This window comes from Maribacter corallii, assembly GCF_047345415.1.
Lineage (GTDB): Bacteria > Bacteroidota > Bacteroidia > Flavobacteriales > Flavobacteriaceae > Maribacter_C.
In genome coordinates this window covers 323180-338371 of the sequence record NZ_JBLFEP010000003.1, presented here as the reverse complement: position 1 = coordinate 338371, position 15192 = coordinate 323180, and the positions used below count along the sequence as shown (strand labels likewise).

The 15192-nt window shown below is 43.3% G+C and carries 14 protein-coding genes; 10 read left to right on the top strand and 4 right to left on the bottom strand.

The genetic code is table 11. The features are described from left to right. Window positions 1–43 precede the first annotated feature (43 nt). Complete coding sequence (locus tag ACKWCA_RS11450; protein WP_413978336.1) at window positions 44–1219, top strand: acyltransferase family protein; 1176 nt, start codon at window positions 44–46, stop codon at window positions 1217–1219. A gap of 57 nt (window positions 1220–1276) precedes the next feature. Then, window positions 1277–1507: a CDGSH iron-sulfur domain-containing protein gene (locus tag ACKWCA_RS11445; protein ID WP_413978335.1), complete on the top strand. Its 231-nt coding sequence runs from the start codon at window positions 1277–1279 to the stop codon at window positions 1505–1507. Window positions 1508–1556: 49 nt separating this feature from the next. On the opposite strand, the gene lpdA is transcribed toward ACKWCA_RS11445, so the two are convergent. From lpdA to ACKWCA_RS11430, 3 genes are all read right to left on the bottom strand, one after another. Further along, window positions 1557–2963: a dihydrolipoyl dehydrogenase gene (gene lpdA / locus ACKWCA_RS11440; RefSeq protein WP_413978334.1), complete on the bottom strand. Its 1407-nt coding sequence runs from the start codon at window positions 2961–2963 to the stop codon at window positions 1557–1559. 126 nt (window positions 2964–3089) lie between these two features. Next, window positions 3090–3590: a hypothetical protein gene (locus ACKWCA_RS11435; RefSeq protein WP_413978333.1), complete on the bottom strand. Its 501-nt coding sequence runs from the start codon at window positions 3588–3590 to the stop codon at window positions 3090–3092. 80 nt (window positions 3591–3670) lie between these two features. Continuing rightward, window positions 3671–4132: an Lrp/AsnC family transcriptional regulator gene (locus ACKWCA_RS11430; RefSeq protein WP_413978332.1), complete on the bottom strand. Its 462-nt coding sequence runs from the start codon at window positions 4130–4132 to the stop codon at window positions 3671–3673. A gap of 151 nt (window positions 4133–4283) precedes the next feature. Between ACKWCA_RS11430 and ACKWCA_RS11425 the strand changes: the two genes are divergently transcribed. The 8 genes from ACKWCA_RS11425 to ribB all read left to right on the top strand — a co-directional run bounded on the left by ACKWCA_RS11425 (window position 4284) and on the right by ribB (window position 14308). After that, window positions 4284–5501 (top strand): aminotransferase class I/II-fold pyridoxal phosphate-dependent enzyme, encoded by a 1218-nt coding sequence (locus tag ACKWCA_RS11425; protein WP_413978331.1) that lies wholly within the window; start codon window positions 4284–4286, stop codon window positions 5499–5501. A gap of 71 nt (window positions 5502–5572) precedes the next feature. After that, the gene (gene nhaC, locus ACKWCA_RS11420; protein WP_413978330.1) at window positions 5573–7063 is read left to right on the top strand and encodes a Na+/H+ antiporter NhaC; all 1491 of its coding nucleotides are present in this window, start codon (window positions 5573–5575) and stop codon (window positions 7061–7063) included. 75 nt (window positions 7064–7138) lie between these two features. Beyond that, window positions 7139–7645, top strand: coding sequence for a thiol peroxidase (gene tpx, locus ACKWCA_RS11415; RefSeq protein WP_413978329.1), 507 nt, complete (start codon window positions 7139–7141; stop codon window positions 7643–7645). Beyond that, on the top strand, window positions 7638–8003 hold the full coding sequence (locus ACKWCA_RS11410) for a diacylglycerol kinase (RefSeq protein ID WP_413978328.1): 366 nt from the start codon (window positions 7638–7640) through the stop codon (window positions 8001–8003). Before tpx ends, ACKWCA_RS11410 begins: the two co-directional genes overlap by 8 nt. Window positions 8004–8065: 62 nt before the next feature. Continuing rightward, window positions 8066–10441 carry an FtsK/SpoIIIE family DNA translocase gene (locus ACKWCA_RS11405; RefSeq protein ID WP_413978327.1) on the top strand — a complete coding sequence of 792 codons (2376 nt, stop codon included), beginning with the start codon at window positions 8066–8068 and terminating at the stop codon, window positions 10439–10441. A gap of 6 nt (window positions 10442–10447) precedes the next feature. After that, window positions 10448–11092 (top strand): outer membrane lipoprotein periplasmic chaperone LolA1, encoded by a 645-nt coding sequence (locus tag ACKWCA_RS11400; protein WP_413978326.1) that lies wholly within the window; start codon window positions 10448–10450, stop codon window positions 11090–11092. Window position 11093: 1 nt separating this feature from the next. After that, complete coding sequence (locus ACKWCA_RS11395; RefSeq protein WP_413978325.1) at window positions 11094–13157, top strand: LptF/LptG family permease; 2064 nt, start codon at window positions 11094–11096, stop codon at window positions 13155–13157. Window positions 13158–13162: 5 nt separating this feature from the next. Continuing rightward, on the top strand, window positions 13163–14308 hold the full coding sequence (gene ribB, locus ACKWCA_RS11390; RefSeq protein ID WP_413978324.1) for a 3,4-dihydroxy-2-butanone-4-phosphate synthase: 1146 nt from the start codon (window positions 13163–13165) through the stop codon (window positions 14306–14308). Window positions 14309–14344: 36 nt separating this feature from the next. On the opposite strand, the gene ACKWCA_RS11385 is transcribed toward ribB, so the two are convergent. Next, window positions 14345–15133: a 3-keto-disaccharide hydrolase gene (locus ACKWCA_RS11385; RefSeq protein WP_413978323.1), complete on the bottom strand. Its 789-nt coding sequence runs from the start codon at window positions 15131–15133 to the stop codon at window positions 14345–14347. Window positions 15134–15192 lie beyond the last annotated feature (59 nt).

Sequence of the window (15192 nt, the reverse complement as noted above, 5' to 3'; positions counted from 1 at the left end):
CTGTAAAACAAGTATATAGACCGTTAAAAGCCTGCGATTCAAGTTGGAAAAGAAAAGTACAAGACTCTATTTTATCGATGCCATTCGTGCATGGGCCATTTTGATGATGCTGCAAGGTCACTTTGTGGATGGGCTTCTCGATACTGCCTTTCGAGATACTTCAAACTCAGGGTACTTACTTTGGAAGTATTTCAGGGGAATAACAGCACCCGTTTTCTTTACGGTATCCGGATTCATTTTTACCTATTTGCTGATCAAGGTCCCGCAAAAGGGATTTGAAAACCCACGGGTCAAAAAAGGTCTTAAACGGGGGCTCGAATTATTGTTTATAGGGTATTTATTACGATTGAACCTTGGGGGACTCCTACAGGGAAAGCTCTATGATACCTTCTTTCTGGTGGATGTTTTACATTGTATCGGTCTATCGCTTTTGGTCATCATTGGCATGTACCTCATCACCTACACCAGAAAAGCATTTCTTTTCCCGCTGGCTTTGGTCTCGCTCACGCTTTTACTTTTCACTTTTGAACCGGCGTATGCTGCGACAACGTTCAGTGCAATCCCAGATGCATTTGCCAATTATTTGACCCGAGCTAACGGTTCGGTGTTCACCATTATACCTTGGTTGGGCTACACCACATTCGGCGCCTTTGTTTCATTGTTGTTCAACAAATACAAGGAACGAGAACAACTTTACTCCTGGGCCATCCCCATCGCAGCGGTTTTCGGACTTAGCTTGATTTTTCTGTCTTCCGACTTCTTTGTGGTACTATCTGAACTTACTGGCATTCCGTTGTTCCTATCAATTTCCTTGAACAACTACCTCTTCATTCGACTAGGTGATGTTTGTATTGCATTTGCCATTTTCATGTTAATTCGAAAGTGGTTGACCAATCGTACTTTCTTGAAAATCGGTCAAAGTACGCTTTCCATATATGTTATTCATTTTATCATACTATATGGCAGTTTCACGGGACTTGGATTATACCGCTTTTTCCATCATTCCCTCTCTCCTGCTGTGACTATTTCAGGTGCTATCGCCTTTATGGTCGTTTGCTCATTTACGGCCTTGCTTTACGAAAGGCACAAGTTGGTCATAAAGGAAAATATTCGCAACAGTCTTCACCTGACTTGGACGACAGCGGAACCTTTCTTAAGAAACGTCATTTCAAAAACCAAAGTACTCCTCCTGAAACTATTTGGATTCGTTAAAAATTAACGGCAGGGTACGCTACGGAAAATCATTTTGACTAGCTTTATATCCAAAAATTGGAATATGAGCGATACAAAATTCTCCCCGATTGCAGTAGATTTAGAAGAAGGTAAAAAATATGCTTGGTGTACCTGCGGCCATAGTGAAACACAACCCTTTTGTAACGGTGCGCACCGTGCTGCCAATGCTACTCCCCCCCTGAAGTTCACTTGTGAAGAGCCTAAGAAAGCGTATCTGTGTACCTGTAAAAAAACGGACAATCCTCCTTATTGTGATGGATCCCATAATCGATAAAAAAAGCGCCTTCGTTTGAAGGCGCTTTTTCTTATGGTGTTGTTCTTACTTAAATATGCAATGCCCGATCATCCGTGGCCGCTAAGGCAGCCTCTTTTACTGCTTCCGCATATGTCGGATGCGCATGGCTCATACGGGCAATATCTTCGGCTGAAGCTCTAAACTCCATCGCTGTAACGGCTTCGGTAATCAAATCGGCACATCGAGCTCCGATCATATGCACCCCTAGCACCTCGTCTGTTTCTTTATCGGCCAAAATTTTGACGAAGCCATCGATATCCATGCTTGCGCGGGCGCGCCCCAAGGCCCGCATAGGAAATTGACCCACTTTATAGGCAACTCCAGCTTCTTTTAGTTCCTCTTCGGTTTTACCTACAGCGGCTACTTCTGGCCAAGTATATACTACTCCTGGAATCAAATTATAGTCGATATGGGGTTTTTGTCCCGCTAGGATCTCAGCGACCAAGGTTCCCTCTTCTTCCGCTTTGTGCGCTAACATGGCGCCTTTGATTACATCACCGATAGCGTAAATATTGGACACATTGGTCTGCAAATGTTCGTTCACCGCTACTCTTCCCCTATCTTCTGTTTGAACACCAGCGGCTTCAAGATTGAGTCCTTCCGTATAGGCACTCCGCCCTACTGCAACCAAACAATAGTCCGCAGTGAAACTGACTTCCTCTCCTTTTTTGTTATCCGCCGTGATGATGACCTCATCACCTTTTCGTTCAACGGACTTGACTTTATGGGAAAGCTGAAATTTCACCTTTTGCTTTTTCATGGTCTTCATCAGTTCTTTCGAGAGGGCCGAATCCATAGTAGGAATAATACGGTCCATAAACTCGACCACGGTCACTTCTGAGCCTAACCTTTTATAAACCTGACCTAACTCAAGACCAATAACACCCCCGCCGATGATGACCATATGCTTGGGAATCTCCTTTAATTTCAATGCCTCGGTAGACGTAATGATACGCTCCTTGTCCAGCGCAATAAAAGGCAGGGTCGAAGGTTTTGAACCGGTAGCTATGATAATGTTTTTCGCTTCAATGGTTTCCGTACTACCGTCGTTTTTTTTGATATCGATATGAGTGGCATCTTTAAAACTTCCTAACCCTTCATACACCGTTATCTTGTTCTTGTCCATCAAAAACTGAATTCCCTTCGTGGTCATATCGACAACGCCTTGCTTACGGGCGATCATTTTTTCAAGATTGACCTTCACTTCCCCAGGAATTTCAATACCATGCTCTTCAAAGTGCTTTACCGCATCTTCATAGTGGTGCGAAGAATCGAGCAATGCCTTAGAAGGAATACATCCAACATTAAGACAAGTGCCTCCCAAAGTCGAATATTTTTCGATTATTGCGGTTTTCATTCCCAACTGGGCACAGCGTATCGCTGCTACATATCCTCCAGGACCCGAACCTATAACGGCTACATCATATTGCGTCATATCTATTGTTTACTAATGAATTGTTATATCCAAAAATGAAGGTACAAAAGTACGAATGTTTTGCCGTTTCCCAATGCGAAGAAAGGCCAACAATACACGAATCGTAACGTTTGTTTCGTTCGCGGTTTAGTACAAGTCTATTTTGGTTTTCGTTGCACCCAGTGATTCTAAGTATTCTTTGACTTCCAAGGCTTCATCACCTCCTTTTTGGGCGTGGTGCAATAAGGTAAATCCATGAGGGCCTTTGGCATGCAAGGTGTTTGGAAAGGCCAAAAGCATGGGCTTAATGATATCGATCTCACCAAAAAGACAGGCGGTGAAGATATTCGCTTGGGCTCCTTTTTCAAGAAGAAACCGAGCAAGATCCTTATGCCCTACATGACTCGCTGCGCCAAGGCCGGTTTCAAAATCCCCATACTTCCAATCATGTGCCGCATTGATCAGGTTCGGATATTCTTCCAGAAGTGATTTTACCACATCCATTTTGCTGTGGGATACACTGACGAACTCTTCCACCACTTTTTTATCCAATTGTTCTTCTTTCCCTATTGAAAAAGCGACCAAAGGAGCCGAGGCTGCAACAAGCCCGGTACCGCCCGCCATTTTCAGAAACGTATTTCTGTTCATTGTCCAAGTATTTAGCTATTTAAAGTAGGTATTAAATGAACAGCCACGTAGCTGTTTAACAATACTTTATAAACCACATCTTAAAGGTTGATCGCAGTCGTATGACGTACCTCATTGATTACAAAAGAACTCTGGGTGCTACCGATATTGTCTAGGGCCGTAAGTTTGGTGACCATAAAGTCTCGATAAGCCTCCATGCCACTCACATGTATTTTGAGAATATAATCATAATCTCCACTGGTATGGTAACATTCTACAACGGCTTCCAATTTCAATACCTCACGTTCAAACTTGAGCACATATTCCTTGATATGCTGACTCAATTTCACATGACAGAAGACGGTGAAGGCCTTCCCGACTCGCTCTTTGTCGATAAGTGCCACATAACCGGTGATGATATGGCTGCGCTCTAAACGTTTGATGCGCTCATAAACCGCCGTCGTGGAAAGCTTAAGCGTATGGGCATAAGCCGCTGTGGTCTTTTTGCAATCTGCCTGTAAGAGGGTTAGGAGTTTCGCATCGGTTTCATCAAGTTTGACCATGGTGTTTTTTCGGTTTTCAGTAGATTAACACAATAAAACAGATTTTAAATCTATTTTATTGCCAAATAAAAGATTTTAAATCTAAAAATACGAATTATGATTGTTAATCAACCGGATTGCCCATAGCTTTACTGTATAAAACCCAATGATTATGGACAATAAAGCAGCGAATCGACTACAGGATTTACAGTACTTTGGAGAGTTTGGTGGAATCAACCCCTCCATTTCGGACTCTTCCACCTACACCTTCTTATCGGCAAAGACAATGTTCGATACGTTCGAGGGCAATACCGAGGGTTGCTATTTATACAGTCGTCATTCATCGCCTTCCAACTTATATCTTGGGGAAGCACTTGCTGCGCTTGAGGGTACGGAAACGGCCAATGTATATGCGAGCGGTATGGGAGCGATCAGTTCCGTAATCATGCAACTCTGTAACGCTGACGACCATATTGTAAGTAGCCGTACGATTTATGGCGGAAGCTACGCTTTGCTTAAGAATTTTATCAAGAAATTCGGGATACACACATCGTTTGTCGATATCACCTCAATAGCGGAGGTCGAACAAGCAATCAATCCACGAACCAAAATGATCTATTGTGAATCGGTAAGCAATCCCCTATTGGAAGTTGCCGATATTAAAGCCTTGGCGCATCTTGCTAAAAAGCACGGTATACCATTGGTAGTGGACAATACTTTTTCTCCCCTTTCCATCGCTCCCGCCAAATTAGGTGCTGACATTGTCATTCATAGCCTGACCAAGTTCATCAACGGAACCAGCGATTGTGTTGCGGGCGCTGTTTGTGGTACCACTGATTTCTGTTTAAGTCTAAAAGATGTCAACAACGGCGCTGGAATGTTGATGGGGAGCACTTTAGACAGCCTAAGGGCCGCCTCTATTTTAAAGAACATTAGAACGCTCCACATTCGTATGCAAAAGCACAGTGGGAATGCACTCTATCTAGCCGAAAAATTCGAAAACGAAGGGTTTCGGGTGGTTTATCCTGGGTTAGCCTCACATCAGGGCCATGAGGTCATGAAAAAGCAAATGAACGCCGATTATGGTTTTGGGGGACTATTGACATTGGATGTTGGGTCTCTTGAAAACGCCAATGCCTTGATGGAACTCATGCAGATCGAAAAAATAGGATATCTTGCTGTTAGCCTTGGGTTTTATAAAACCCTCTTCAGTGCACCCGGAACATCCACTTCTTCTGAAATTCCTTTGGAAGAACAAATGGAAATGGGACTATCGAACGGACTCATTCGATTCTCCATCGGTTTGGACAATGATATTGAACGTACCTTCAAGATGATAGTAGAATGTATGCGACAATTGGAAATCAAACCGCTATCGGTCACGACCTAGGGGCTTTTAATTCCAGTTTGCATAGCCCTATTCAAAATCGTAATATTACAGGGTAACCAATTCATGGCATAATGGCAGACCAAAAAAAGAAACCTAAATATCGAGAGAATGAGAATATTGTGGAGAATAAGGAACTCAGTATAACCGAGGCCTTATTGCCCGTTATTGTTCTGGTCGCGATGCTCGCCTATAATGTTTTTGTTTTTGGTGACGATGCCTTGAGCGGATCCAACCAGTTTATTCTGTTATTAGGTGGAGCTGTGGCGGCTATTGTAGGCTTCTTCAACAAGGTTTCCTATAAGCAAATGATGGCCGAGGTGGCCGAAAATGTGAAGTCTACTACCGGGGCCTTGCTTATCCTCTTAATGGTAGGAGCTTTATCCGGTACTTGGTTGATTAGTGGTATTATTCCCTCCATGATTTATTATGGGTTACAAATACTGAACCCAACGATCTTCCTGGCTGCCTGCGTGATAATATGCGCCATCATTTCAATTGCCACGGGTAGTTCTTGGACCACTGCGGCAACAGTGGGTATTGCTCTTATTGGAATTGGCGATGCCCTCGGCATTTCGTTGGGTATGACCGCCGGTGCCGTTTTGTCCGGAGCATACTTTGGTGATAAACTATCCCCCTTAAGTGATACGACCAACCTCGCTCCTGCTATGGCAGGTGGTGAACTATTCAGCCACATTAAGTATATGACCATTACCACGATACCTACAATTTCGGTCACCCTAATCGTTTTTATAATTTTAGGGTTTACCATTGACACCAACGGAACTGCCGATACAGACGCTATTTTAGCCTCAATCAAAAAAAGCTTTACCATTACACCATGGTTGTTTTTGGTGCCCGCCGTGGTCATTTTCCTTATCGTAAAAAAAGCACCACCATTATTGGCACTCCTCATAGGAACACTATTGGGGGGTGTATTTGCCTTGATTTTTCAGCCGAGCGTAGTTGCTACCATCGGTGGGGGCGATATGTTGACTTTCGAATCGGGATATAAAGGTATTTTAAACGCGATTACCATCAACACCGCTGTACCCTCTGATAATGAAGCTTTAAGTGACTTGTTCTCGGCCAAAGGCATGGCAGGGATGCTCGGAACCATATGGCTGATTGTCTGCGCTATGGTTTTCGGAGGCATTATGGATGGCATCGGAGCCTTGGCCCGAATTACAAGATCTCTATTGAGTTTAGCAAAAACTACATTTGGCCTGTTTGCCAGTACCGTCGGCAGTTGTTTGGCCCTTAATGTAACTGCTTCAGATCAATACTTGGCTATTGTGGTGCCCGGTAAGATGTTCTCAAAAGCCTATGCCGACAGGAACTTGGCCCCGGAAAATTTAAGTAGAACCCTAGAGGATTCCGGAACCGTAACATCCGTCCTAGTACCATGGAATACGTGTGGAGCGTACCACAGCGGTGTTCTCGGTGTAAGCGTCTTGGATTACTTTGTATATGCAATTTTTAATTGGTTAAGCCCCATTATGACGCTTATTTTTGCCGGTTTGGGCATCAAGATCCGGCAGTTGACGGCGAAGGTGGTAAAGTAATCTTAATTTTTACCGTCTGTTGAATCAAAACGGTTCATATTTTTTTAATTTCGTCGAAAATCAAAATTTACAATTATGGCTACGATAACACTGCACGGAAATACGATACATACTTTAGGCAATCTCCCCGAAAATGGAAGCGAAGCACAAGATTTTACTTTAACCAAAGGGGATTTATCCGCTACAACACTTGAGGCCTATAAGGGCAAAAAAGTGGTGATGAATATTTTTCCGAGTATCGATACTGGAACATGTGCCCAATCGGTACGCCAGTTCAACAAAGATGCCGGCGCTTTGGAAAACACCGTAGTTCTTTGTATTTCAAAAGACCTTCCCTTTGCGCAAGGCCGATTTTGTGGGGCCGAGGGAATCGAGAATGTTGAGATGCTTTCTGATTTTAGGGATGGAAATTTCGGGAAGACCTACCAAGTAGAGTTCAGTGACGGGCCTTTACAAAGCCTTCATTCAAGGGCAATTGTCGTTCTCAATGAAGAAGGAAAGGTTATTCATACCGAACAGGTTCCGGAAATTGTAGATGAGCCCGATTATAAAGCCGCCCTAGAAGCATTACAGAATGGCTAAAGAATCATTTGTCAAGAACAGGATAAAAAGTGTGGGCTTCGCATTACGTGGAGCCCTTCTTTTGATTCGTACCGAAGCTAGTATTAAGGTACAGGTATTCATTGCCATTGTTATGACATCGGCAGGTTTCTTTTTTGATATTTCGAATACCGAATGGATCGTTCAGATTCTGACCATAGCGGCGATAATGGGCGTAGAGGGTTTAAATACTGCAGTTGAAAAACTGGCTGATTTTGTGCAACCCGAATTTGATGAAAAAATCGGGGTAATCAAAGATGTTTCGGCCGGAGCGGTAATGTTGGTTTCGATAGCGGCGACCATTATTGGCTTTATCATTTATCTACCGAAGATTTTTTGAAGCCAAATTCGAATCCCCTTCTACTCTAAATTTGTATTTTTACCTCCAGAATCTACCAATGAATGGCAAAAAAGGTAAGAAAGACCCAAGCGAAATCCGCTAAAAAACCCCGGTCTTACAAATTGTCCAAGCAGAATAAAATCATACTGGGAAGCCTTTTGATGCTTTTCAGCATCGCGTTATTCTTTTCTTTCGTCTCTTTTTTTTTCAATTGGCAAGATGACCAAAGCCTGCTCTCCGAGTTCCAAGATAGAAATGAAGAGGCAAAAAACCTTTTGAACAAATTCGGGGCTGCGGTCAGTCACTTCTTTGTGTACAAGGGTTTTGGTATCGCTACACTCATTCTGCCCATACTTCTATGCCTCACCGGTCTACATATGTTTTTGGGCCTTGAGCAGAAAGGCATGCTGAAGAAGTGGATCTGGGGATTGGTGTTTATGATCTGGATTTCCATTGCCTTGGGTTTCTTTGCATATACCCAACCGCTCTTGGGAGGGCTCGTCGGCTTTGAAATGAATGATTTTCTACAGGACTATACCGGAAAGATCGGGGTGATGCTCTTACTTGTTTTCGGTATGATTTTGATCATGGTCCGCCTTTTCGATTTTTCACCCGAAGCCATTGGAAGTTACTTTCAAAGGAAATCTTCAGATCTTAAAGCCGAGTTCTCGAGTGATAAATCAAAATCGAGTACTACTGTCGTGCTCGATACCAAAGAAGAGGCTCCGGTGGTTATCGACACCTATACCCATAAGAAAGACATTCCCTCTTTAAAAAAGGAGGCGGAGTTGGAAAAGACCTTTGACAAAATAGAGATTACCCCCCCTAAGGAAATGCCGCAAGAAGAATTGGCCATGGAGGTAGAAAAGGCGGTAGAAGAGAAAGAGGAAGTGGATAATATCGCCGACAAACTTGTGGATGATTTTGGTGAATTTGACCCAACCTTGGAGCTAGGTAGTTACAAATTTCCCACCTTAGAACTGTTAGATCCGCATGGAGTTACCGGTGGAATAACCATCAATCAGGAGGAACTAGAAGAAAACAAGAACAGGATCGTACAGACCCTGAACAATTATAAAATCGGAATTGCCCAAATAAAGGCCACCATTGGCCCTACGGTAACCCTTTATGAAATAGTACCGGAGGCAGGTGTTCGTATTTCAAAGATTAAAAATCTTGAAGATGATATCGCACTATCACTCGCGGCACTTGGTATTCGTATCATCGCTCCAATTCCCGGTAAGGGAACAATTGGTATAGAGGTACCCAATAAAAATGCCACAATCGTATCAATGCGTTCGGTAATCGCATCAAGTAAGTTTCAAAAGGCTGAAATGCAACTTCCTATCGCTTTTGGTAAGACCATTAGCAATGAGACCTTCGTTGTTGATCTGGCTAAAATGCCACACCTCTTAATGGCCGGTGCAACTGGTCAAGGTAAATCCGTTGGACTGAATGCGGTGCTCACCTCCTTGCTCTACAAAAAACACCCTGCCGAGGTAAAATTCGTACTAGTGGATCCGAAAAAAGTGGAACTGACACTTTTCAATAAAATCGAGCGACACTATTTGGCGAAATTACCGGATTCCGAGGATGCGATAATTACGGACAATACGAAAGTAATTCATACACTGAATTCCCTCTGTATCGAAATGGATAATCGTTACGAATTGTTGAAAACCGCTATGGTTCGTAACATCAAGGAATACAATGACAAATTCAAGGCAAGGAAATTAAATCCGAATGACGGACACATGTTTCTTCCCTATATCGTCTTGGTAATCGATGAATTTGCCGACTTGATCATGACCGCTGGTAAGGAAGTGGAAACTCCCGTTGCGCGCCTGGCCCAATTGGCAAGGGCCATTGGCATTCATTTGATTATCGCCACACAGCGTCCGTCGGTCAATGTCATTACGGGAATCATCAAGGCAAACTTCCCCGCGAGGATAGCCTTTCGCGTGACCTCTAAAATCGATTCAAGAACGATTTTGGATGCTCAAGGCGCGGATCAATTGATCGGACGGGGCGATATGCTCTATACACAAGGAAACGATGTTACCCGTATTCAATGTGCCTTTGTAGATACTCCCGAAGTCGCCAAGATTACCGACTATATCGGTTCTCAAAGAGCGTACCCCAGCGCCCACATGCTTCCTGAGTATGTTGGGGAAGACTCTGGCACAGGAATTGATTATGAAATCGCTGATCGTGATGCCCTATTCCGTGAAGCTGCCGAAGTAATCGTTACGGCACAACAGGGTTCTGCATCGCTGATCCAAAGAAAATTGAAGTTAGGGTACAACCGTGCAGGCCGTATTGTCGATCAACTTGAAGCGGCAGGCATCGTCGGACCATTTGAAGGTAGTAAGGCGCGTCAGGTCTTGGTACCTGATTTGGTCGCGTTGGACCAGCTTCTAAGTAATGAAACAAACTAAAAACACATGAAAAAGTATTTATTTGTAACACTAGCGCTCTTAACGGTGAGCTTCATGAACGCACAAGGTTCAGAAAAAGCCAAGGCCTTATTGGATGAAGTATACGAGAAAGTCTCGGGCTATGACAACATTTCTGTCGATTTTCGATTTGAGTTGAGAAATACGGAGGCCGATATCAATTCGGAAACACGGGGCAAGGTGACACTTCAAGGAGATAAGTACCTAGGCGATCTTTTCGGAACGAAGCAATTGTATGACGGTAGTAAGGTGTATACCATCATTCCTGATAATGAAGAAGTGACCATTGAAGATAAATCGGATGACGAAAATACCTTTACCCCCACAAAAATGTTGACCTTCTATAAAGAAGGCCATACGTACAGCTGGGATATCCTTCAAAATGTTCAAGGGCGAAAAATACAATATGTAAAATTGGTACCCATTGACTCCAATACGGAAATTAAGCACATTTTAATGGGCATCGATACGGTCACCAAACACATCTACAAAATTATTGAGACAGGTAAGAATGGTACCATGACTACGATTACTGTTAATTCTTTTAAAACGGATCAGCCTTTATCAAAAACCTTATTTACCTTTGACGAAGGCAAGTACCAAGACGATGGGTACTATATCATAAAGAACTAAGGTGAGAATTCTAGACCGGTATATTTTATCGCGATTTCTATTCAATTTGTTCAGTTCGTTCGCGATAATGATGCTCATCTTCATTTTCCAATCGATTTGGCTCTTTATAGATGATCTCGCCGGTCGTGGCCTCGATATGTTGATTATCGGGAAGTTCTTTTTTTACAAAATGCCCGAACTTACCGAAAAGGTACTGCCGCTAACCGTATTGCTCTCTTCAATTCTGACCTTCGGGACGTTCGCCGAAAACTACGAGTTTGCTGCGATGAAGGCCTCTGGTATTTCATTGCAACGTTCGATGTTGAGCATCATCATCTTTATATTTGTTTTGGGTGTTGGCACCTTTTGGTTTGCCAATAGTGTCATACCTGCCTCGGAACAGAAAATATTCAACTTACGAAGGAATATTGCGAAATTAAAGCCCGCAGTGGCTATCGCGGAGGGCGTTTTCAGCGATTTTGAAAGTGCCGACATGAATATTAAGGTGGATAATAAATACGGTGAAAACGACCGCTTTTTAGAGAATGTCATCATCCACCAAAAGACAAAGACCAATATCAATTATCGTGTGGTCAAATCCAATACAGGTGAATTGATCAGTGGTGAAAAATCGGATATCATTCAATTGGTATTACAAGATGGTCATCTCTATCAAAACGTTCAGTCTAAAGGTCAGGGCAAGCGCAAACAGCCCTTCGCCAAAGGAATCTTTGAAACCTATACCATGAACATCGATCTCTCGGAGTTCAACAATGTCGATTTGGAGGAAGAGCGCGATACCCGTACGGAAAAAATGAAGAATGTTTCGCGTCTTAGAAAAGATACGGATTCCTTAAAAAAAGACAACCTGCGAATCGTTCGTGCGTTTTCAAAGAACGTACTCTCCACGAAAATGGGAGCCTTTACCGTACTACCCTCAGACAGTACGTCGGTCAAAAGCAACAACACCGAAAAGGACAGTCTGTACCAATTAGAACACCCCATCAAAAAAGTGACTGCTAAAAGCGGTGGTGAAGTCGTTGAAAACATCGTCGACCTCTATCCGGAATGGCAACAAGTACAACTCACGAATTCTGCCAAAAACTCGGTATCCAATATCCTGACCTCGATACGTGGAAAGCGGAACGAACTCGATAAACGCTATGAGATTCATCGCCGACACATTTATGCAACGCATGAAAAGTTCGCCTTAGCCTTCTCTTGTATCATTTTGTTCTTTGTCGGGGCACCTTTAGGAGCGATTATCAGAAAAGGCGGACTGGGGCTTCCCATGGTTATCGCGATCGTGCTCTTTTTGGTGTACTATTTCTTGGGAGTTTTTGCTGAAAACTACGCTTATAAAGGTAATATGCACCCCATTTTAGGAGCTTGGACACCTACACTGATCATGTTGCCACTGGGGATTTCCCTCACCAAGCGGGCAACGGCCGATAAAGGATTGATGGCCTTTAGTCGAATCATAGACTTCTTCAAAGGATTGTTCGCCCGGTTCAAAAAAGAAGACGAAACGGATGCTGACCCCTCCCCCGACGAGACCATTTTTCCGGTGGATTCCGCTGATTTCAAGTTACTACAAGCCAATTCGGACGATAATTTGATCGATATCGCAAAAAGATACAAGCAATATGATATGGACTTGAAAAGCAGGGATACGGCCCTGCATATTTTGGAGTCTAGAGGGATTTCGACTTTTGAACTCAAAATTCACGGGCAGTTAGACAATTCCAAATTCGAAGAAACCGATTTGGCCATGAAAAGTTTTGTTCGGTATTCAAATACCGCCTTAGTACTCTATCTTTCATCCATTTTATTGGTTGTTGCTGGCTTCTTTTTAACCAAGGAATCGATTCTTGGTGTTCTTTCCATCGTTTCCCGGATTGGCGGACTGGCCGCTCTTGTTTTCATCGTTTTGGCCGCTGATAGTTACAAAAAAGTGAGGAAAATGATTGGCAAGAACGACAGTAACCTGATTTACGCCATTTTCTTATTGGGCGTACCTGCATTTTTCATTATATATTTGTTTACTAGGTCGAAACTAAAAAAAGAAATCAAATCAATCCGATAGGAAAAATGGCTATAGATACCATTAGTAAGGAAATACAATTGCATACCATCGAAGAGGCCATTGCCGATATTCGTAAGGGCAAGGTCATTATCGTAGTAGATGACGAGAACCGTGAGAATGAAGGTGATTTCGTCGCTGCTGCGGAACTGGCGACCCCTGAAACCGTCAATTTTATGGCGACCCATGGCCGGGGCCTGATTTGTGCCCCGTTAACGGAAAAACGATGTGAGCAACTCGGTCTGCACATGATGGTCAACAACAATACGGACCCTTTGGAAACCGCCTTTACCGTTTCGGTCGATTTAAGGGGCCATGGGGTCACTACAGGCATTAGTGCTTCTGATCGTGCTAAAACGGTTTGCGCGCTTACTGATACGAATGTTAAACCGCACGATCTCGCACGTCCTGGGCATATTTTTCCTCTTGTTGCCAAAGAAGGTGGGGTGCTCCGTAGAACTGGTCATACAGAAGCGGCAATCGATTTTGCACGTTTGGCAGGATTGCAACCTGCCGGCATCATCGTAGAGATTATGAACGAGGACGGAAGTATGGCCCGTTTGCCGCAACTATGTGAGGTCGCCAAAAAATTCGACCTTAAAATCGTCTCGATCGAATCATTGGTTGCGTATCGAATGGAACACGATAGCCTCATCGAGAAAAAGGAAGATTTTGATATTACGACCCGTTTCGGCAAGTTTCGGTTACGCGCCTACATGCAAACGACCAACAACCATGTTCATATCGCTCTTACCAAAGGAACTTGGAATAAAGATGAGAAGGTACTGACCAGAATCAACTCTACCCTGGTCAATAATGATATTTTAGGCACCCTGACCAATAATCCGGATAAGAAGTTGGACGATATGTTCAAAGCCATCAATAAGGAAGGAAAAGGGGCGATCGTATTCATTAACCAAGACTCCGAATCACTTAACCTCCTCGCCCGATTGAGCGAATTAAAGGAACTTCAAGAAAAGGGTATTCTGAAGGCACCTAAAATTGAAATGGATGCCCGTGACTTCGGTATCGGTGCTCAAATTCTTCATGACCTCAGTATCACAAAAATGAGATTGCTCTCAAATGGAGCGCATACGAAACGAGTCGGCATCGTCGGCTACGGTCTTGAAATTGTGGAATACGTGGGTTATTAAGCCACACTGCATGAATTCAAGTCCCCTTTAACCTGGTTAAAGTCTGCGTATCCAAATATTTCTGAATTGTGTCTTGTTACCGTGATCCTGAAGGGAAATCACATCTTCACCATGGGCTTCTGGGTAATCATGAAGACCAATATAGTAGGTGTTTCCGTTGATCATGGAATGATTTTGTACTAATACCCCATTGTGAAGTACCGTTATTGTCGCTTTGGCATCTAAACTACCATCTTCCTTGAATCGTGGCGCCTTATAAATGATGTCATAACTATTCCACTCCAACGGACTACGCATGGCGTTGACCAAAGGTGCGTGGTCTTTGTAAATACTGGCCGCTTGACCATTCCGGTAGGTACGGTTATTATAGGAATCCAAAATCTGCAGTTCGTATCTGTTCTGCAAAAATACGCCACTGTTCCCCCTACCTTGACTTTCACTTTCTACTTTATCAGGAGCACTGAACTCAATATGTAATTGACAATCCCCGAATTTCATTTGGGTCTGTATTCCACCTGAACCTGGTACAACTTCCATATGATCGTTATTGACGATTTTCCATGGAGCTCCTTTGGTTACATCCGTTGAACTTACCCATTGATCGAGATTCTCTCCATTGAATAAGATAATCGCATCGGAGGGGGCGTCGCCCAACGTCTTGGCTGGGGTGACCACGGGTACCTCGGGCTCCCATATCTCGGTCATCTCCGGCTTCATAGGCATTGGAGACTCCTCAGGCGGTGTACTTGAATACGTTTGTGCTTGCAGCTGAACACCGAAGCAAATAAGAAAAACATGGAACAAGGAAGGCTTTAATTTTATCATAAGTTCTTTATAAAAAATGTTGTTTTAAATATAGCTAAATCTTTATTAAGATTTAGCAA